Source organism: Peribacillus sp. V2I11 (assembly GCF_030817135.1).
Taxonomy (GTDB): Bacteria; Bacillota; Bacilli; order Bacillales; family DSM-1321; genus Peribacillus; species Peribacillus simplex.
Genome location: NZ_JAUSYW010000001.1, coordinates 3,943,585 through 3,963,407, shown reverse-complemented (window position 1 = coordinate 3,963,407; position 19,823 = coordinate 3,943,585). Strand labels below are relative to the sequence as shown.

15 protein-coding genes and 1 other annotated feature are annotated in these 19,823 nt (G+C 43.5%); of the genes, 2 read left to right on the top strand and 13 right to left on the bottom strand.

Annotated features, from left to right (window positions below; all coding sequences use genetic code 11):
* Window positions 1-42: 42 nt before the first annotated feature.
* Window positions 43-2,694 carry a valine--tRNA ligase gene (locus QFZ73_RS19355; protein ID WP_251429041.1) on the bottom strand — a complete coding sequence of 884 codons (2,652 nt, stop codon included), beginning with the start codon at window positions 2,692-2,694 and terminating at the stop codon, window positions 43-45.
* A gap of 42 nt (window positions 2,695-2,736) precedes the next feature.
* Window positions 2,737-2,965, bottom strand: a binding site (T-box leader).
* Between the two features lie 226 nt (window positions 2,966-3,191).
* Between QFZ73_RS19355 and QFZ73_RS19350 the strand changes: the two genes are divergently transcribed.
* A complete protein-coding gene (locus QFZ73_RS19350; RefSeq protein ID WP_251429042.1) occupies window positions 3,192-3,386 on the top strand; it encodes a hypothetical protein in 195 nt (64 codons plus the stop codon).
* Between the two features lie 57 nt (window positions 3,387-3,443).
* Here QFZ73_RS19350 and ysxE read toward each other — a convergent pair whose 3' ends face one another.
* The 8 genes from ysxE to hemA form a co-directional block, all read right to left on the bottom strand.
* A complete protein-coding gene (gene ysxE / locus QFZ73_RS19345; RefSeq protein WP_307269559.1) occupies window positions 3,444-4,514 on the bottom strand; it encodes a spore coat protein YsxE in 1,071 nt (356 codons plus the stop codon).
* A 95-nt stretch (window positions 4,515-4,609) separates the two neighbouring features.
* Window positions 4,610-6,037, bottom strand: a complete 1,428-nt coding sequence (gene spoVID, locus QFZ73_RS19340; protein ID WP_307269556.1) for a stage VI sporulation protein D — start codon at window positions 6,035-6,037, stop codon at window positions 4,610-4,612.
* A gap of 438 nt (window positions 6,038-6,475) precedes the next feature.
* Window positions 6,476-7,765: a glutamate-1-semialdehyde 2,1-aminomutase gene (gene hemL, locus QFZ73_RS19335; protein ID WP_251429048.1), complete on the bottom strand. Its 1,290-nt coding sequence runs from the start codon at window positions 7,763-7,765 to the stop codon at window positions 6,476-6,478.
* A gap of 42 nt (window positions 7,766-7,807) precedes the next feature.
* The gene (gene hemB, locus QFZ73_RS19330) at window positions 7,808-8,800 is read right to left on the bottom strand and encodes a porphobilinogen synthase (protein ID WP_307269551.1); all 993 of its coding nucleotides are present in this window, start codon (window positions 8,798-8,800) and stop codon (window positions 7,808-7,810) included.
* Window positions 8,797-9,594 (bottom strand): uroporphyrinogen-III synthase, encoded by a 798-nt coding sequence (locus QFZ73_RS19325; protein ID WP_307269548.1) that lies wholly within the window; start codon window positions 9,592-9,594, stop codon window positions 8,797-8,799. The genes hemB and QFZ73_RS19325 overlap by 4 nt, the downstream gene beginning before the upstream one ends.
* Window positions 9,594-10,526 (bottom strand): hydroxymethylbilane synthase, encoded by a 933-nt coding sequence (gene hemC, locus QFZ73_RS19320; RefSeq protein WP_251429055.1) that lies wholly within the window; start codon window positions 10,524-10,526, stop codon window positions 9,594-9,596. The genes QFZ73_RS19325 and hemC overlap by 1 nt, the downstream gene beginning before the upstream one ends.
* A 9-nt stretch (window positions 10,527-10,535) precedes the next feature.
* A complete protein-coding gene (locus QFZ73_RS19315; protein ID WP_251429058.1) occupies window positions 10,536-11,366 on the bottom strand; it encodes a cytochrome C assembly family protein in 831 nt (276 codons plus the stop codon).
* A gap of 10 nt (window positions 11,367-11,376) precedes the next feature.
* Window positions 11,377-12,723, bottom strand: a complete 1,347-nt coding sequence (hemA, locus tag QFZ73_RS19310; protein ID WP_251429061.1) for a glutamyl-tRNA reductase — start codon at window positions 12,721-12,723, stop codon at window positions 11,377-11,379.
* A gap of 253 nt (window positions 12,724-12,976) precedes the next feature.
* Between hemA and QFZ73_RS19305 the strand changes: the two genes are divergently transcribed.
* Entirely contained in the window at window positions 12,977-13,459 is a 483-nt protein-coding gene (locus QFZ73_RS19305; RefSeq protein WP_307269541.1) for a LiaI-LiaF-like domain-containing protein, read from the top strand.
* Between the two features lie 76 nt (window positions 13,460-13,535).
* Here QFZ73_RS19305 and yihA read toward each other — a convergent pair whose 3' ends face one another.
* The 4 genes from yihA to clpX all read right to left on the bottom strand — a co-directional run bounded on the left by yihA (window position 13,536) and on the right by clpX (window position 19,812).
* Window positions 13,536-14,117 (bottom strand): ribosome biogenesis GTP-binding protein YihA/YsxC, encoded by a 582-nt coding sequence (gene yihA, locus QFZ73_RS19300; RefSeq protein WP_063232814.1) that lies wholly within the window; start codon window positions 14,115-14,117, stop codon window positions 13,536-13,538.
* Complete coding sequence (gene lon / locus QFZ73_RS19295; protein WP_251429067.1) at window positions 14,114-16,435, bottom strand: endopeptidase La; 2,322 nt, start codon at window positions 16,433-16,435, stop codon at window positions 14,114-14,116. Before lon ends, yihA begins: the two co-directional genes overlap by 4 nt.
* Window positions 16,436-16,689: 254 nt before the next feature.
* Window positions 16,690-18,360: an ATP-dependent protease LonB gene (gene lonB / locus QFZ73_RS19290; RefSeq protein WP_307269535.1), complete on the bottom strand. Its 1,671-nt coding sequence runs from the start codon at window positions 18,358-18,360 to the stop codon at window positions 16,690-16,692.
* 183 nt (window positions 18,361-18,543) lie between these two features.
* Window positions 18,544-19,812, bottom strand: coding sequence for an ATP-dependent protease ATP-binding subunit ClpX (clpX, locus tag QFZ73_RS19285; protein WP_134782382.1), 1,269 nt, complete (start codon window positions 19,810-19,812; stop codon window positions 18,544-18,546).
* Window positions 19,813-19,823 lie beyond the last annotated feature (11 nt).

The window sequence follows — 19,823 nt, the reverse complement described above, 5'->3', positions numbered from 1 at the left end:
CAAAAAGGATGAACCGGCATAAAGCTGGTTCATCCTTTTGTTTTACAGTTGTTTCAGTTCGCTGATCCTGTGGATTACAGAGTCGCGTTTTTCGCTATAGTCTTTTTCCTTGGCACGCTCTTCTTCGATGACGCTTGCCGGCGCCTTTTTAACGAAGCCCTCGTTGCCTAATTTTTTCTGTACGCGCTCTACTTCTTTATTAAGTTTGTCGAGTTCTTTTTCAAGACGTTTCACTTCTTCGTCAATATTGATCAGTCCTGTAAGCGGAAGGATTAATTCTACGCCAGTTACGACAGCTGTCATGGCTTGAGCAGGTTCTTCGACTTCGATTCCGATCGTCAATTGTTCAGGATTACAGAAACGCTCGATATAGCTGCTGTTTTTCTGTAATGTCCCTAAGATTGACTCATCTTTCGCTTTTAAAATCAAATTGATTTTTTTGCTTAGCGGTGTGTTCACCTCAGCACGGATATTACGGACGGAGCGGATGATTTCAACAAGCAGCTTCATTTCCTCGGCTGCAGCTGTATCTGTCAACCCTTCATTCACTTCCGGCCAAGCGGCAACAGTGATGGACTCACCTTGATGCGGTAGGTTCTGCCAGATTTCTTCGGTAATGAAAGGCATGAACGGGTGTAATAATCTCATCGTGTTATCCAGTACATAGGCCAAGATCGAGCGCGTCGTTTTCTTAGCTGCTTCGTCTTCGCCATATAGCGGAAGCTTCGCCATTTCAATATACCAGTCACAGAAATCATCCCAAATGAAGTTGTAAAGCACACGGCCAACTTCACCAAACTCATAACGGTCCGCAAGTCTGGTTACGTTGGAAATCGTTTCATTCAAACGCGTCAAGATCCATTTATCGGCTACAGACTTCTCACCGCTTAAATCGATTTCGTCATAAGTCATGCCATTCATGTTCATCAAAGCAAAACGGGAGGCGTTCCAAATCTTATTGGAGAAGTTCCAAACCGCTTCCACTTTTTCCGTACTATAACGAAGGTCCTGGCCTGGCGAGCTGCCCGTAGATAAGAAGTAACGCAGGGAATCGGCACCGTATTGATCGATGACATCCATCGGATCGACACCATTGCCAAGCGATTTACTCATCTTGCGCCCCTGTTCGTCACGAACCAGGCCATGGATCAGCACATTTTCAAATGGTCGTTCACCTGTGAACTCAAGAGCTTGGAAAATCATCCGCGATACCCAGAAGAAAATGATATCATAACCTGTTACAAGTGCCCCGGTTGGATAGTAACGTTGGAAATCGACACTGTCCTTGTCAGGCCAGCCCATAGTCGAGAACGGCCATAATGCCGAGCTGAACCATGTATCCAGAACATCTGTATCTTGTTCCCAGTTTTCAGCGTCCGCAGGCTCTTCGTGACCTACATACACTTCACCTGTTTCTTTATGGTACCAGGCTGGAATGCGGTGACCCCACCAAAGCTGACGGGAAATGCACCAGTCGCGAATATTTTCCATCCAATGCAGGTACGTTTTTTCGAAACGGTCCGGTACGAAATGAACCTTTTCCTCATCGGTTCCTTTTTGAAGCTCAACGGATGCATCAGCCAGCGGCTGCATCTTAACGAACCATTGAGTCGAAAGATATGGTTCAACAACAGCACCGCTTCTCTCTGAATGGCCAACTGAGTGAAGGTGATCTTCGATTTTGAAGAGTACTCCTTCTTCCTGAAGGTCCTTGACGATTTGTTTACGGCATTCAAAACGGTCCATGCCTTCATATTTACCGGCCTTTTCATTCATCGAGCCATCTTCATGCATGACAAGGATGCGCTCCAAATCGTGACGGTTCCCGATTTCGAAGTCATTCGGATCATGAGCAGGAGTAATTTTGACCGCGCCTGAACCGAATTCCATATCGACATAATCATCACCGACAATCGGGATTTCCCGGCCTGTAATTGGCAAGCGGACCATTTTGCCGATCAAGTGTTTATAACGGTCATCTTCAGGGTGTACAGCAACAGCAGTATCGCCAAGCATCGTTTCTGGACGGGTGGTGGCAATTTCAATTTCACCTGATCCGTCAACCAACGGATATTTCATATGGTAAAATGCGCCCTGCACATCTTTGTAAATAACCTCGATATCGGATAACGCCGTTTTCGTTGATGGATCCCAGTTGATGATGTATTCGCCGCGATAAATCAAGCCCTTGTTATAAAGCGAAACGAACACTTCGCGTACAGCTTTTGAAAGCCCTTCATCAAGAGTGAAGCGTTCACGTGTATAATCAAGTCCAAGACCCAGCTTTGACCATTGTTCACGGATATGGCTCGCATATTCCTCTTTCCATTTCCATGTCTCTTCTACGAATTTTTCACGTCCAAGGTCATAACGGCTCACGCCTTCCGCACGAAGTTTCTGTTCTACTTTCGCTTGAGTGGCGATACCGGCATGGTCCATGCCTGGTAACCATAAAACATCATAGCCTTGCATCCTTTTCATGCGTGTCAATATATCTTGAAGTGTCGTATCCCAAGCGTGGCCAAGATGAAGCTTACCTGTCACGTTAGGCGGCGGGATGACAATCGTATATGGTTCTTTTTTATCGTCACCCGTCGTTTCGAAAAACTTTCCATCAAGCCACCATTTGTAGCGGCCTTTCTCTATCGTCTGCGGATCATATTTAGTCGGCATAGAAATTTGGTTCTCTTCCATATCATTTCCTCCTTTTTGGGCATAAAAAAACTTCCATCATCACAAAAGGACGAAGGAAGTTGTTCGCGGTGCCACCTTTTTTCCGAAAAAGAAAAAAATCTCTTTCGGCTCTCAAATCGGATAACGGCTCTTCACCGGCCTTCGCTACTAAGATGTTCACGGAGACTGCTCGCGGACGACTTCGGATGCTGCTGCCTGGAAACCTCGCACCAATTTGGTTTCCTCTCTGAAAAGTGCACTTCATCTTACTATTTCCGGTCTTTGCATTGATTTATATTCATATGTAAAATCATTGAAAGCATATAGTATATAGTACAAAAAATATGGGGCTCCAGTCAATCATCTTTTCGCTTACTTTCCCAGGAACCATCCCATTTCATACATTCAAGGTCATTTTCTTTATTTTATCCACCTAGAACAATGAATGTGACGGCTTTTTCACCTTTTCCACTACCCACCCATAGAATATAAGAAGTCCTGTAAAGGAAGGTATTAATATGAAAAAGCGAAGATATTCTCCCTACACTTTACCGCCTTGGATGAAGAAATTCCGCGGGGTCTGCCAGCAGTTCATCGTACCCTTTATCGTATTCCAAGGAATTCGTACGCTGATTTTCCCGACTTTCTTCGATATGCTCCTGTTAATCGCATTTATTTTCCTGGCCATGTCTTTATATTTCGAATGGATTTAATTATTCCCTTACAGCCAAAAAAATATACATGACTGGAGATGATCCAATCATGTATATTTAGCTTGGGGGTGATTGTTCTTCTTTGGCAGCCTCGGCAGCCGCCTTTTTCTGCTGTTCGATTTCTTCGATTTTCATCACCATATATTCAATATTTTTCAGCAGCCAAAATTGCCGCTGCAGTTGAGTGACATTATCAAGCTCTGAACGATGGCCCCTGCCATCGGAATAACCCTTCACTAATTCCAATGCTGATCCAGGGAATGCCAGATAACTTTGCATGAGCAGCAATTCATCTTCTTTCAACGGAAAATAACGAAAATAGTTATAGAGCCAGTCAACGCAGTCATCGCATTGGACAGGATAGGTCCTGGCCGATTTAACGAGAAATGGCAGTAAATCGAAATGCGGCGGTGCCGTATTCGAATTCTCAAAATTGATGAAGTAGCCATATCCCCGCTCATCATAAACGAAATGCTTCAAAGAAAACTTTCCGTGCGTGACCACGGTTCGAACCTTTTCACTTTCCTTCGTCTTTTCATACCAAGTTTCAAACTTCTTGATCGAGTATTTCAGCGCCTGTGAAATATCATTGTAGAAAGAACAAACCGTCAGTTCGAATGGAGACATATACCACTTCTTTTCACAGCTGACAATATACTCATCCATAAATTCCTTCTCGTTATTCCAGGCATCAAGCGTCCGCTCATAATGGGCTTCCCGTTCCTCAATATCCACTTGTATTTCCTTAACGGAAAGTGTATGCATCCGAGCAAGCTCCCTGAACATTTGCTTATGTTTTTCATCACGCTCCCCGTCCCTTTCATCATTGAGCCAGGGCATCAGGTAATACAAACGTCCATTATGAAGAACGGTGTAACGCTGATCCATCGTTTGATAAATCGGAACGATCCGATTATAGCCGCGATGGTACAGTTTTTGAACATTTTTGATAAAATCCATGCCGTTCTGCGGTAGCATGGATTTCAGGGCAAATGTACCGCGATCACTGTATACTTTTTTTACACGCCCGAAGTCCTCAATATATTGTACATACATGGCATATTCCTTCAATACGGTCTCTGTGTCCTGATCCCGATTCGCAGGCTGTTGATTCTCGTTTTCCCTCACGAGACTCACTCACTTTCTCTAAAAAAACTAAACAATCCAATTCCCCTAGCACCTAAAAAACAGGAGCAGACCATATGCTCTGCTCTCTGTCCTGGTCAATTCTTATATGCAACCGCCTTCGGTATATAGATGACTTGCCCTTCATGGACGTTCTGATTCGATTCCAATTCATTGCTGAAAAGTATCGATTGAACCGTAACATCATATCGTTGAGCAAGGTCATCAAGCGTTTCCCCTTGCTGAACAATGCAAACCTTCATCCTTACCAGTTCTTCTTCTTGTTTCCGTCCGAATAAATCCATGATCGAAGTCTGCTTTTCATCATGATCGGCCGTTTCTTTATCATCACGTTCCGCGGCTTGTTTCCTGCCTTTAAAATTCTTACCCTCCTTCTTACCCTCCTTAGCCGGAGGCGCAGGTCTTTCCCTCTTTTTGAATAGATCGCTTATGGACGAATTGGATTCCTCTTCCTGCTCCACCTTCACATTCTCATTAAGGATAGGACCCGCTGTGACTTCAGCTTCTTCCTGCCAGTTGACATCCTCGGTTTCTAAATTTGAAACTGGGCTATTTTGATGATTGGTTGCATGACTTGGCACTTCTACTACTTCTTCTCTCAATGTCACTTTAGGAATCTCCATCTTCTCCATGGAATCCTGCCTGCTTGGTTCTTCCTCCAGTATCGCCTCACCCATGGAAGGTACCTTTTCCGTGGAGTCAGGCGGATCACCCATTACTTCTTCCTCTACAGCTTCAGCTTCTTCCTGTCTATGCACTTCCGTTTCCCACTCCTCCTCTTCAGGATATGGTGAAACGGGAATTTCAAAAACTGGGGCATTATGCTGATCGCTTAAATAAATCGGTTCCTCTTCTTCTTCTTCTTCTTCGTTTGCTTCAGAAACTCGTTTTGCCTCTGCAGAAAAAGGCGTGTATAACTCTTCTTCCTCCTCATCACGGAAAACAGGCTGAAAATCCGGGATTGGCGGCACTGCAGCTGCATAAGGAATATATGACTCATTTTCCCCATCCGTTTCTTCCTGTTCCTCTGTTTCCCCAACTTCCTGCTCAGTATCGAACCGTTCTTCCACATATGAATCATTATAGATTCCGGTTATCAAAAGGTCCGCCTGCAATTTCAAACAGTTATGCTCCGGCAGGGCATAATCAAAGCTTTGAATCGAGACATCGACCTCATCCAATGAGGCAATCCGATTATTGGGAATCGTTATATCAACCGGAAAACGGTGTGTGAACTCATTAAGTCCATTGGGATGCCTCTCGACCTTTTGAACCGCTTTTGGCAAAAAGGTCTGCGAAAACTCCTCATCTTCACCATTTTGCGAATCTTTGTATTCACCGCTTAAATCTAACGAGCCTCGTATAAAAACATATTGATCACTTTCTTGAATCGACACATTTGGATCAAGGGAAATGGAATATAGCTCAGCCACTTCCTGTCCCTTCTGGAACCAAACGGATTCCTCTAAAGAAAATCGTAAATACGATTCATTTTCTTGCGACAAGACAACTCCTCCTTTCAGCTTCAGGAAACGGTACCTATACCAATATCAATCTATGAGGGAAGGAAGCTGATTATTCCTTAATTTCATTTGCAACACTCCAGACCTTATATTTCCTGAACCTTTTAATAAGAAGGAGAGTAAATTCTTTCAGGCTAAAATTAATGCTGGATTGTATCAATCGGCCTGAAAAATTCGGCATGATACCATTTATTTGGCCTACTGTCTTATTAATTCGACCTAGCTCCATATTAATTCGCCATACCTCCATTTATTTCTATCTACCGCCATATTAATTCGGCCTTCACCGTTTGATTCGGTTCTTCCACGTACTGGTTGAATTCAAAAAAACTGGCTACCTTTCTCCAAAAATTTTGGAAAAATGGTAGCCAGTTCAAATTTATTATTATCGAATATAGCAGTAGTTCTTGAAGCCTTGCATCATTTTTTTAATTTTGCAAAAGCCTGTTCTGCCGCTGCAATGGTCTTTTCGATATCTTCATCACTATGTACAGTGGAAAGGAATAAACCTTCGAACTGCGATGGCGGCAAGTAGATGCCTTGATTCGCCATTTCCCTATAGTAAGAAGCAAAAAACTCTAAATCGGATGTTTTTGCTGTTTCATAGTTTACGACTTCTTCATTGGTAAAGAAAAGTCCAATCATGGAACCGGCACGGTTGAATGTATGGGGAACTCCGTACTTTTCCGCTGCTTCTCCTATTCCTTTTTCGAGCATATCCCCTTTTCGGGTGAACTCATCATAAGATTCTGGAGTCAATTGGCTCAGCGTTTCAAGGCCGGCCGTCATGGCAAGAGGGTTACCAGACAATGTTCCCGCTTGATAGATTGTCCCACTCGGAGCAATTTGTTCCATGAATTCGCGCTTGCCTCCGAATGCCCCGACAGGCAAGCCGCCGCCAATTACTTTCCCAAGGCAAGTCAGGTCCGGTACGATGCCAAAATAGCCTTGTGCACAATTATAGCCGACACGGAACCCTGTCATAACTTCGTCAAAGATCAAAAGCGCTCCGTATTGGGTCGTCACTTCACGTAAGCCTTCGAGGAAACCAGGTTGCGGCGGAACCACGCCCATGTTCCCTGCAACAGGTTCTACGATGATACAGGCGATGTCTTCGCCAAATTGTTCAAACGCATATTTGGTTGCAGCAAGATCATTATATGCTACGGTAATCGTATTTTTCGCAATGCCTTCCGGTACTCCCGGGCTATCCGGTAAACCTAATGTTGCAACGCCGGAACCCGCTTTGATTAGCAATGAATCGCCATGGCCATGATAGGAACCTTCGAATTTCAGGATTTTATCACGGCCTGTAATGCCTCGTGCCAGCCTTAGTGCACTCATCGTCGCCTCGGTTCCTGAAGATACCATCCGGATCATCTCAATCGAAGGCACCCGTTCAATGACCAGCTTAGCCAGTTCATTCTCAATCAGCGTAGAGGTACCAAAGCTTGTACCTGATTCCGCTACCTTTTTCAAAGATTCCACGACACGGTCATTCGTGTGACCCAGGATTAGCGGTCCCCATGAAAGAACATAGTCGATATATTCATTTCCATCGATATCATACATTTTTGAGCCTTTTCCGCGCTCCATGAAAATGGGATCCATGTCCACAGATTTGAATGCACGTACTGGGCTGTTCACGCCGCCTGGCATCAAATTTTTTGCTTCGGCAAACGCTTTTTTCGATTTTTCATATGACCGCATGATTCAATCCCCTTTTTCCATAACAGGTTATATTTTTTATCATCATTGATTATCTTCGTTTATCCAGCGTGCAACCTCTTTTGAAAAATACGTAATGATCAAGTCGGAACCTGCGCGTTTCAAGCCTGTCAGCATTTCCATCACTATCGCTTTTTCATCAATCCAGCCATTTTGGGCAGCCGCCTTTACCATTGAATATTCACCGCTGACATTATAGGAAACAACCGGAAGATTAAAGTTATTCTTAACGTCCCTGATGATGTCCATGTAGGAAAGGGCTGGTTTCACGATTAGGAAGTCCGCACCTTCAGCAACATCGGATTCAGCTTCACGAAACGCTTCAAGGCGATTGGCGGGATCCATTTGGTAAGTTTTCCTGTCGCCAAATTGTGGCGCACCATTCGCAGCATCACGGAATGGGCCGTAAAAAGCCGAAGCATATTTCACCGCATAGGACATGATCGGAATATCTTCATAACCCGCTTCATCCAGACCTGCACGGATGGCCGCAACGAAACCGTCCATCATATTGGAAGGGGCAATGATATCGGCACCGGCCTCTGCCTGGCTGATTGCCGTTTTGGCAAGAAGGTCAAGAGAGGCGTCATTGAGGATTCTTTCCCCTTCAACGACCCCGCAATGGCCATGGCTTGTATACTCACAAAGGCAGGTATCCGCAATGACAATGACTTCAGGATATTGTTTTTTAATAAAACGGGTAGCCTCTTGCACAAGTCCGTTGTGATGAAATGCCCCTGTGCCCTGTTCGTCTTTATCATGACCAAAGGGAACACCGAATAAAATGACTGACTTAATGCCCAGACTCACGACTTCATCCATTTCGGCACCCAGATTATCCATGGATAACTGATAGATGCCTGGCATAGAGTTGATTTCATTTTTCACATTTTCCCCGTCGATGACGAAGATCGGATAGATCAAATCCTCTTTATGCAATTGTGTTTCACGGACTAAAGCCCTCATGCCAGCACTTGCACGCAAGCGACGGTGGCGATTGAATGGAATGTTTTTCATTTTAAAGTTCCTCCCTTTTTACTTCTTTTCAAAATAAAGCGTATTAACTCCGAAACCATGGCATCCGTCGTATAAACATCTGGACAGACATCGACGGATAGCCCATGTTTTTCAGCCGTTTTAGCGGCAATCGGCCCGATGCATGCGATGATGATCCGGTCTATGTATGTATCCAATTCATGACGTTTCATGATCTGTAAAAAATGATTGACCGTCGATGAACTCGTAAAGGTTATGATGTCGATATCATGGTTCTTTATAAGCTGCACCATTTTTTTTTCACTGCTTCTTGGAAGCGCGGTATGATAGATAATCACTTCATCACAGGATGAACCAGCTTCATTGATAGCCTCCGCAATAACCGCCCTCGCGAGATTTCCTTTTGCCAGCAACACGCGGGACCCCGGATCAAGCAGGGTATTGAACTCCGCAACGAACCCTTCGGCAACAAACTGAGCTGGAACGAAATCCGCCTTATATCCATGGCGTTTCAGGGCCGCTTCTGTTTTGGAGCCGATTACGGCTATTTTCGGAAGCTTTAAAGGCTGTTTACCAAGAAGCTTAAAGAAGAAATCCACCCCATTTTGACTGGTCAGAATGATCCAGTCATATGTAAGCAACTCATCCAACCGCTGTTTTACATCTTCCATATGATCAGGAAGAGTGAACTCAAGCAATGGCACAAGAAGCGGCGTTCCGCCATTTTTCTCGATCGACTCTTTTAAACCATCTGCCTGTCCTTTCCCTCTGGTGATTAAAACCTGATAACCCTTAAGAGGTTGAACGGGATTCATTACTGATCAAGCTCTTCTTTTACGCGATCGATCAATTCTTTACCGCCCATTTCGCTAATCTGTTTGGCGGCAGCATGCCCGACCGCTTCGGGATCAGCTCCCTCAACCATTTCTTTATAAATCACCTTTCCATCCGGGGCAGCGACCAAAGCCGTCAAGGAAACGGATCCATTATCCTTCGCCACCGCAAATCCGGCAATCGGCACCTGGCATCCGCCTTCCATTTTATCCAAAAAGGCACGTTCCGCTTCAACTGTTCTTTTCGTTTTTTCACAGGTCAATTTCGCAAGTTCCGCCAACAGATCTTTGTCTTCTTCACGGCATTCAATGGAAAGTGCTCCCTGTCCAACTGCGGGAATGCAAATATCTTCATCTAAAAATTCCGTTACGATTTCCTTCTCCCATCCCATTCTTGATAGTCCGGCCGCTGCTAAAATGATAGCATCATAATCTTCCGTTTTCAGCTTATTCAGACGGGTATCGATATTACCGCGAATCCATTTAATTTCAAGGTCCGGCCTTCTAGCCAAAATTTGAGCACCACGGCGCAAGCTGCTTGTACCTATGATGGAACCGGACTTCAGTTCGGAAAGGGTTTCATGGTTCTTTGAAATCAAGGCATCCCGATGGTCCTCCCTCGGTGGTATGCAGCCAATCGTCAAGCCTTGAGGCAGCACTGCAGGCATATCTTTCATACTATGTACTGCCATATCAATTTCTTTATCCAGCATCGCCTGTTCGATTTCTTTAACGAATAAGCCCTTTCCGCCTACCTTGGAAAGTGTTACATCAAGGATTTGGTCACCCTTTGTGACAATTTCCTTGACCTCGAACTCGTAAGGGACCCCAAGTTCTTTAAGTTGATCGATTACCCAGTTCGTTTGGGTGATCGCTAATTTACTACGTCTAGAACCGACAATTATTTTTCTCATAGTTTCCTCCTATGTATTCCAAAAGTGGAATGTTGAAAGGCTTCCGAAAAGGAAAAAGTTAATTAACACAATCATGAAAGATCCAATATTCAGAAAGGCTAGCGTCCTTCCATACATCTGTTTCCGAATTTTCAAGTATAAAAACACACTGTATCCGACAAGCAAAATGAATGAGCCGATGATCTTCATGTCCAGCCAGGAAACCCCGGGCACTTTTATATAAGCCCATTGAATCCCCAGGATGAGGGAGACCACTAATAATGGTACGCCTATTACTGCAAGGACATAAGACATATGCTCAAGCTTTGTTAAATCGCCGAGTCGAAGGAGGCGTTTTCCCCACTTCTTCCGTTTCAATAAATCATATTGAATTAAGTATAAAAGTGAAAAAACGAAAGAAAGCGTGAATGCCCCATAAGATAGGATGGCAAAAGTGATATGTATGAGCAATAACTCTGAAACCAGGCGCTGTGCAAGCACTTGGGATTCTATTTGAACAGGTGCAAATGTATGGATGGCCATGACCATGAAACCTAATACATTCGTAAAAAAGACCGTAAAATCGACTCTTAGCAATCGGTTAATGATTAAAGATAACGATATGAGGACCCATGCATAAAAATATAAGCCTTCAAAAATCGTCAATACCGGGAACCTTCCCGTTTTCAACACATACAGAAACAAAAAAATTGTTTGCAGTACCCAAACAATAGAAAGCAACCAGAAGGCGACCCTGTTCGCCTTCTGGTTATTATTAAGGAAATCAATAAAATATAAAAGCATACTGATGGCATACAACAACACAGTGGCTTCATGCAATCTTGTCATTAGTAATTCCATATCTACCTCATTACTGGACAGGAACTGGATTCAATAGGGATGACTTGGAGCTGTTCCGTTCTTTTTCATCCGCAACCAGCTGGCCTTCAATCAATTCCTCTAAATGGAAGATTTTCACGAAATTATTTAATTGCTCTTTAGCATTCGGTTCATCTGCCAGCTCTTTTGCATAAAGAATCGGATCTTTCAGCATTTGGTTGATGATGCTTTTCGTATGCTTGTTCAGAACTTTTTTGTCACGTTCGCTTAAATGCGGAAGCTTTCTTTCGATGCTTTCCATCGTTTCCTTTTGTATCGATAGGGATTTTTCCCGTAAGGAAGAAATGACGGGAACCACACCAAGCAAATTAATCCATTGATTGAAGTCCACAATTTCAGATTCGATCATCAATTCTATTTTCCCGGCAGCTTTTTTACGTTCTTCGATATTGGCTTGCACGATCCCTTCAAGATCGTCAATGTCATACAAGAAGACATTTTCCAGCTCTGCCAAAGTTGGATCGAGGTCACGCGGCACTGCGATATCGACCATGAAAATAGGACGGCCTTTACGAAGCTTATTGACGAATGACATCATTTCTTTTGTTACAAGAAGATCTTTTGATCCCGTGGAAGTAATCAGGATATCAGCTTCCACTAAAGCGCATTGCAGCTCTTGAAGCTGTTTCGCCGTACCATTGAATCTCTCAGCCAGGTCGACCGCTTTCTGAAAGGTGCGGTTAATGACTGTAATGCTGTCAGCTCCATTGCTATGCAGATTTTGAATGGCTAGCTCACCCATCTTACCGGCCCCAAGAATCAAGACATTCTTGCCGTTCAGGCCTCCAAAGATTTTTTTTGCAAGCTCGACTGCCGCATAGCTGACGGAAACGGCATTGGTATTGATTTCGGTTTCCGAATGAGCTTTTTTAGCTAATGTAAGGGCTTGCTTGAAGAGATGGTTAAAAACGGTACCGATCGTATCTTCCTTCTGCCCTAACAGATAGCTTGAACGTACTTGTCCCAAAATCTGAGTTTCTCCCAGTATCATGGAATTCAAGCCGCAGGTAACTGAAAATAAATGCTCGACAGCCCCATCGCCTTCATAAATGAATAGATATTTAGAAAATTCTTCTTTATCGATATTAAACCATTCCGAAAGAAATTCCTTTATATAATACCTGCTTGTATGAAGCTGGTCACCGACCGCATATATTTCCGTTCTGTTACATGTTGAAATAATAATATTTTCCAAGATGCTTTTTTTATTTTTAAGAGCTTTCATCGCCTCGGCAAGTTCGGCTTCGTTAAACGATAGTTTTTCCCGAATTTCTACAGGGGCAGTTTTGTAATTTATACCAACCGCTAGAATATGCATCCTTTTGTTTTGCACCCCCAAAATTTTTCATGTAAATTTATTATACCATGTACTAAAATGGTTTCACGCAAATAATATGAACAGTTTATGAAAACGTATGCTACCATGAAAAGACAGCCAAAACGCCTGAATGGATACAAAAGGTGCCTGAGCGGGATTTCTAAGTTACATACATATTTCGACATTGTGTACAAAAGTACCATATCAAAAATGGCAAAAAACTTCAAGTAATCGAATTGCATAGGAGGATAAAATGAAAACGCAGCGTATTTTCCCAGGAATCGTTTTAATCGGTTTCGGACTCTATTTTTTTCTTGAACGTTCCCAAATCGAAATCTTTCCAGGCTTTTTCAGCTGGCCCACTTTATTATGTATAGTTGGTGCCGCCTTCCTGATTCAGGCATATAGCGGTAATGAATATGAGTCCATCCTGCCAGGCGTCATCTTACTGGGGTTCGGGGCTCATTTCCACATCGTCGAGAATCTGGATATTTGGCCGGATAATATAGGTATCTTTATTTTAATCATATCCCTTGGATTTATTCTCCGGGCACGTAAAACAAATTCTGGAATGTTTCACGGAATGGTCATACTCATCATCTCGATCCTTTTCTTGTTCTATGATAAAATCACAACGTCTTTCGGGATCGTTGAAACAAGCACAGCGAACATCGAAAGGTTTTGGCCATTTGCCTTGATGGCAATCGGCATTTATTTTTTGGTTCAAAAAAAATGAAAATTGCCCCATTCGCCAATGTTTTACGAATCACATAATGAAAAAGGGTATTCCAGATGCGGAATACCCTTTTCTTTTACATATATTTCTTAAGGACGCCCCATGCTTGTTCCTTACCTTCGCCTGTTTCACCAGAGAATAGAAGCAATTCATCTTCTTTTTCCATATTTAACGTTTGGCGTGTGATTTTCAAATGTTTCTGCCATTTGCCTTTTGGAATTTTATCCGCTTTGGTGGCAATAACGATCCGTGGCAGATCATAATGCTTCAGGAATTCATACATTGCGATGTCATCCTTTGTCGGCGGATGACGCAAGTCGACGATCAGAAGCGCAGCGCGGAGCTGGTCACGGGAAGTGAAGTACGTTTCGATCATTCTTCCCCAGGCATCGCGCTCCGTCTTAGATACTTTTGCATAACCATAACCCGGTACATCCACAAAATGGAGTGCTTCATTTATGATATAAAAATTCAAGGTCTGCGTCTTACCCGGTTTAGAGGATGTACGCGCCAAGTTTTTTCGATTGATCATTTTGTTGATGAAACTGGATTTCCCAACGTTGGAACGGCCTGCCAAGGCAAATTCCGGTATTGGAGTATTGGGATATTGTTCAGGCTTCACAGCACTGATGACAATATCTGAACTCGTCACTTTCATTCGTTCACACCTACCAATGCATGCTCAAGGACTTCATCGACGTGTGAAACTGGAACAAATGTTAATGCTTTACGGACACTTTCCGGGATATCATCAATATCCTTTTCGTTATTTTGCGGGATGATGATTTTCGTAAGTCCTGCGCGATGGGCCGCTAAAGATTTTTCTTTAAGCCCGCCGATCGGAAGGACCCGTCCGCGTAATGTAATTTCGCCTGTCATGCCTACCTCTTTTCTGATCGGCCTATTTGTAAGGGCCGATATTAACGCTGTTGCAATCGTGATGCCTGCGGAAGGGCCATCTTTTGGGACCGCACCTTCGGGGACATGAATATGAATATCATATTTTTCATGGAAGTTCGCATCAATCTGAAGTTTCTCGGTTTTTGAACGGACATAACTGAAAGCAGCCTGGGCTGACTCTTTCATTACATCGCCAAGCTTTCCTGTCAGGAGCAGCTTGCCTTTACCTGGTGATAAGGAAACCTCGATTTGCAGCGTATCGCCGCCTACCGACGTGTATGCTAAACCATTAGCTACTCCGACTTGGTTCTCGACTTCCGCCTGTCCATAATGGAACATGGTTTTCCCTAAAAACTCCTCGACATTCTTTTCGGATATGACGACCCGCTTTTTATCTCCGGACACGATGATTTTTGCAGTCTTCCGACAGATGCTTGCAAGCTGTCGCTCCAGACTCCGAACACCGGCTTCCCGAGTATAGTAACGGATGATTTTGGTTAGAGCTTCCTCACGGATTTGCAGTTGTGTCTTCAATAGACCATGGTTTTCCAGCTGTCTAGGCAGCAAGTGATCCTTGGCTATATGAAGTTTCTCTATCTCAGTATAACCTGCAATCGAAATGATTTCCATACGATCACGAAGCGGACCGGGAATCGATCCCAAATTATTCGCCGTCGCCACGAACATGACCTTGGAAAGATTGTAGGTTTCTTCAATATAATGATCACTGAAATTATGATTTTGCTCTGGATCGAGCACCTCCAGCATCGCTGCAGATGGATCTCCCCTAAAGTCATTGGACATCTTATCCACTTCGTCCAGTAAAAAGACTGGATTGATCGTTCCGGCTTTTTTCATGCCTTGAATGATCCGTCCCGGCATCGCCCCTACATATGTGCGGCGATGTCCGCGGATTTCTGATTCATCGCGCACCCCACCTAAAGATATACGGACGAAATTCCTATTCAGGGATGATGCGATCGATTTAGCCAAGCTGGTTTTCCCGACCCCTGGTGGTCCCACCAAGCAAAGGATCGGTCCCTTCAATGAATTTGTCAATTGCTGAACGGCCAAATACTCAAGCACCCGTTCCTTCACCTTTTCCAATCCATGATGATCCCGGTTCAGGATTTTTTCGGCTTTATGAATATTCAAGTCATCTTTGGTCGCTTTGGTCCAAGGAAGCGAAATCAACCATTCGATATAATTGCGGATGACAGAACTCTCGGCCGAGCTGGAAGGAACTTTTTCATAACGGTCCAATTCCTTTAACGCCGTTTCTTTGATGTGCTCAGGCATATCCGCTTCTTCTATCTTTTCGTTAAGTACCTCAATTTCCCCTGTTTTTCCTTCTTTATCGCCCAATTCCTTTTGGATCGCTTTCATTTGTTCTCGTAAATAATATTCCTTTTGAGTCCGTTCCATCGAACGCTTAACACGCTGGCCGATCTTTTTCTCGAGAAAAAGAACTTCTTTCTCGTTATTGATGATCTCGATTACACGGCTTAAACGCTCTTTCATATCAATGGTCTCAAGCACTTCTTGCTTCTCCTTCAATTTCAAAGGCAAATGGGAAGCGATTATATCCGCTAATCGCCCAGGCTCTTCAATATCCGAAGTGGACGAAAACGTTTCACCGGTTATTTTCTTGGACATTTTTATGTATTGTTCAAAATAATCCAGTAGGGTACGCATTAATGCTTGATGTTCAGCATCCTTTTCATCACTGTCTTCATATATTTTAATCTTGGCACCATAATGTGTCTCATAATCGTAAAATTCAATGACCTCTGCGCGGTTCAACCCTTCCACCAACACCCGGATTGTACCATTCGGAAGCTTCAACATCTGTTTTACCTTTGTTAAAGTTCCCATTGTAAATAAATCTTCTTCACCTGGTTCGTCCAACGAAACATCTTGTTGTGTCGTCAAAAATATAAGATGGTCTTCCACCATTGCTTTCTCAAGGGCTTGTACCGATTTATCTCGGCCTACATCTAAATGAAGCACCATCGTTGGATATACAAGCAGTCCTCTAAGCGGCAGGAGGGGGACGATGATTTCTTTATCAGTCATTTCCTGACACCTCCATCTAATTAGTATCGTCGTTGTAAACTATTTACCCATGTTCTCAACCTTTTAACAATTCTATCCTATTTATATAGAAGTGTCTATTCGTTTACCTTAACACGTTTCGACTGCTATTATTATCTCCAATATTAGATAAAAAAGCACGTCTGAATGCGTGTTTATTTTTACTTTAGATTTATCGGGAACGCCAATATGCTCCTTAAAATGCCCCGGTTCTATTTTTAGCCGGGGCAATTCCTTTATACACTTTCTTTTTTTGATAGGTCCAAGGTTGTGAGGATTTGTTCCGACATCAATTCTTTTTTCAGTGCCTGATCCAGCACTTCTTTCACATTCGAAACGGGAATGATTTCTATATCCTTGATTTCAGATAGAAGCGGCTGCATGTTTTCGGCTGGGATGATCACTTTCCTTGCCCCGGCAAGTTTAGCCGCCTTGATTTTCGGAATGACACCGCCGATCGGTTTAACGCCGCCATGAATGCTTATTTCTCCAGTCATCGCGACGGTGTGATCAACAGGGATTTTATATATGGCCGAGTATATGCCTGTGGCCATTGCAATTCCTGCAGAAGGGCCATCTACTGGACTTCCGCCTGGAAAGTTCACATGGATATCGAATTGACCGGCAGGCACTCCCATCGACCGTAAAACCGTAATGACATTTTCAATCGAACCTTTTGCCATGCTCTTGCGGCGAACCGATTTGCCACCCCCGCCGCCGATACTTTCTTCTTCAACGATGCCGGTAATGTTTATCGAACCTTTTTCATCAGGGGCGGCCATGACCGTAACCTCGATTTCCAGTAATGCCCCGCTGTTGGGACCATAGACTGCAAGACCGTTGACTAGGCCTATTTTAGAATTCGATTCTATTTTCCTGTCCATTCTTTGGGTCAGCTGGCTGCTATGGGCCATCCAATCTATATCTTCTTCTCTGATAAAAGTCCTGTTTTCATTAATGGATATTCCAGCAAGAGTCTGAATCAAGTTGACAGCTTCCCTGCCATTTCGGGCATAATCCGAAATCGACTGCAAGCCTTTTTCACTGATGGTGATCCCCACTTTATCTGAGGCATTCTTAGCGACGGTGATTATTTCTTCCCGGTCAAGTTCACGGAAAAACACTTCTATGCATCTTGAGCGTATCGCAGGCGCGATTTCATTTGGCGTTCTAGTCGTGGCTCCAATCAATCGAAAGTCAGCCGGTAGTCCATTTTTGAAAATATCATGGATGTGAGTGGGAATATTTTGATTTTCCTCTTGATAATAAGCACTTTCCAGAAAGACCTTACGATCCTCCAATACCTTTAACAGTTTATTCATCTGTATTGGATGAAGCTCCCCTATTTCATCTATGAACAGTACGCCTCCATGAGCATTGCTGACTGCACCCTGCTTTGGCTGCGGAATGCCAGCCTGTCCCATTGCCCCTGCTCCTTGGTAGATTGGATCGTGCACAGAACCAATGAGCGGATCGGCAATCCCTCGTTCATCGAACCTGGCTGTGGTGGCGTCCAATTCAACGAAAACGGCCGAGTTCTTAAAGGGGGACTTGCCATTTTTCTTCGCCTCTTCCAAAACAAGTCTGGCCGCTGCCGTTTTCCCTACCCCTGGAGGTCCGTAAATTATCACATGCTGGGGATTCGGCCCACATAAAGCAGCTTTTAAAGATTTAATCCCATCTTCTTGACCAATGATTTCATTAAATGTGCTTGGTCTAACCTTTTCTGCCAATGGCTCCGTCAACGAAATCGATCTCATCTTCCGTAATTGGTCCATCTCCTTACGTGAATCACGGTCAATGGAAACTTTTTGTGTTCGCTGGCCTTTCAGTAAGTTCAAAAAATACAATCCAATAATAATCCCAAAAAACAGCTGGATAAACAACGCCAATCCTGTCCAATTCATCGTATTCCCTCCTGCACTCTCCTAGTTTGTCATTTCTGTTAGTATCTCCTTTGGAAGGGCGAAATTATCCAAGAAATTCGTGTTGAAAATTTTGGCGTTTTTATCCTAAATAACAACAATTTTAAAAAAAGACAAAGAAAAAGACTGCCAAGATGAACTGGCAGTCTCGCTTTTCCTTATAAATCAAGCAGATGTTTTCTTTTCTTGTCCTTTGATGGTAGTACCGTCTTTAAGGACAAGCTTTGGAGATTCATTTTTCGAAATCGTGCTGCCTGTGATTACACATTTTGCAACATCATCACGTGAAGGCAGATCGAACATCACTTCAAGAATGATGCCTTCGATGATGGATCGCAGACCACGTGCACCAGTTTTACGTTCAATTGCCTTTTTAGCAATTTCACTTAGCGCTTCCTGTTCGAATTCCAATTCCACATCGTCAAGTTCAAGCAATTTTTGATATTGTTTAACAAGGGCATTTTTCGGCTTTGTAAGGATTTCAATCAAAGCAGCTTCATCCAATTGCTCAAGAGTCGCAATTACCGGAAGACGTCCGATGAATTCCGGAATTAATCCGAAACGAAGCAAGTCTTCAGGAAGGACTTTGGAAAGCAATTCTTTTTCTGCAATATCATCCTTTTTCACGTCAGAGCCAAAGCCAATGACTTTTTGACCAAGACGGCGTTTGATGATCGGTTCGATTCCATCAAAGGCACCGCCGCAGATGAACAAAATATTGGTCGTATCGATTTGGATGAATTCCTGATGTGGATGTTTACGTCCACCCTGAGGCGGAACGCTTGCAACCGTTCCTTCAAGAATTTTCAATAAAGCTTGTTGCACACCTTCACCAGACACGTCACGTGTAATAGAAGGGTTTTCCGATTTACGGGCAACTTTATCGATTTCATCAATATAAATGATGCCTTTTTCCGCTTTTTCCACATCATAATCAGCTGCTTGGATCAATTTTAGAAGGATGTTTTCGACATCTTCCCCAACATATCCAGCTTCCGTCAATGAAGTGGCATCAGCAATGGCAAAAGGAACATTCAGTAATCGCGCCAATGTTTGCGCAAGAAGGGTTTTCCCGCTTCCCGTCGGTCCGATTAGGGCGATGTTACTTTTAGAAAGCTCCACATCGTCGACTTTGCTATTGGAATTGATACGTTTATAATGGTTGTAAACAGCGACAGCCAAAGATTTCTTTGCCTGTTCTTGTCCAATCACATATTCGTCAAGAATTTCACGGATTTCCATAGGTTTAGGAACATCTCTGAATTCCACTTCTTCATCAGTGCCCAGCTCTTCTTCGACGATCTCCGTACAAAGTTCTATACACTCGTCACAAATATAGACACCTGGACCAGCAACCAGTTTACGGACTTGTTCTTGTGTTTTACCGCAAAAAGAACATTTTAACTGTCCTTTTTCATCATTAAATTTAAACATGTACGTTCACC

Excerpts from the sequence above, each read along its gene's own strand:
- QFZ73_RS19315 (WP_251429058.1), bottom strand. The coding sequence starts at position 11,366 with ATGGAATTACTAATGACAAGATTGCATGAAGCCACTGTGTTGTTGTAT.
- hemC (WP_251429055.1), bottom strand. The coding sequence starts at position 10,526 with ATGAGAAAAATAATTGTCGGTTCTAGACGTAGTAAATTAGCGATCACC.
- QFZ73_RS19305 (WP_307269541.1), top strand. The coding sequence starts at position 12,977 with ATGAAAACGCAGCGTATTTTCCCAGGAATCGTTTTAATCGGTTTCGGA.
- hemA (WP_251429061.1), bottom strand. The coding sequence starts at position 12,723 with ATGCATATTCTAGCGGTTGGTATAAATTACAAAACTGCCCCTGTAGAA.
- hemB (WP_307269551.1), bottom strand. The coding sequence starts at position 8,800 with ATGAAAAACATTCCATTCAATCGCCACCGTCGCTTGCGTGCAAGTGCT.
- yihA (WP_063232814.1), bottom strand. The coding sequence starts at position 14,117 with ATGAAAGTGACGAGTTCAGATATTGTCATCAGTGCTGTGAAGCCTGAA.
- lon (WP_251429067.1), bottom strand. The coding sequence starts at position 16,435 with ATGACTGATAAAGAAATCATCGTCCCCCTCCTGCCGCTTAGAGGACTG.
- QFZ73_RS19355 (WP_251429041.1), bottom strand. The coding sequence starts at position 2,694 with ATGGAAGAGAACCAAATTTCTATGCCGACTAAATATGATCCGCAGACG.
- QFZ73_RS19325 (WP_307269548.1), bottom strand. The coding sequence starts at position 9,594 with ATGAATCCCGTTCAACCTCTTAAGGGTTATCAGGTTTTAATCACCAGA.
- hemL (WP_251429048.1), bottom strand. The coding sequence starts at position 7,765 with ATGCGGTCATATGAAAAATCGAAAAAAGCGTTTGCCGAAGCAAAAAAT.
- lonB (WP_307269535.1), bottom strand. The coding sequence starts at position 18,360 with ATGAATTGGACAGGATTGGCGTTGTTTATCCAGCTGTTTTTTGGGATT.
- QFZ73_RS19350 (WP_251429042.1), top strand. The coding sequence starts at position 3,192 with ATGAAAAAGCGAAGATATTCTCCCTACACTTTACCGCCTTGGATGAAG.
- clpX (WP_134782382.1), bottom strand. The coding sequence starts at position 19,812 with ATGTTTAAATTTAATGATGAAAAAGGACAGTTAAAATGTTCTTTTTGC.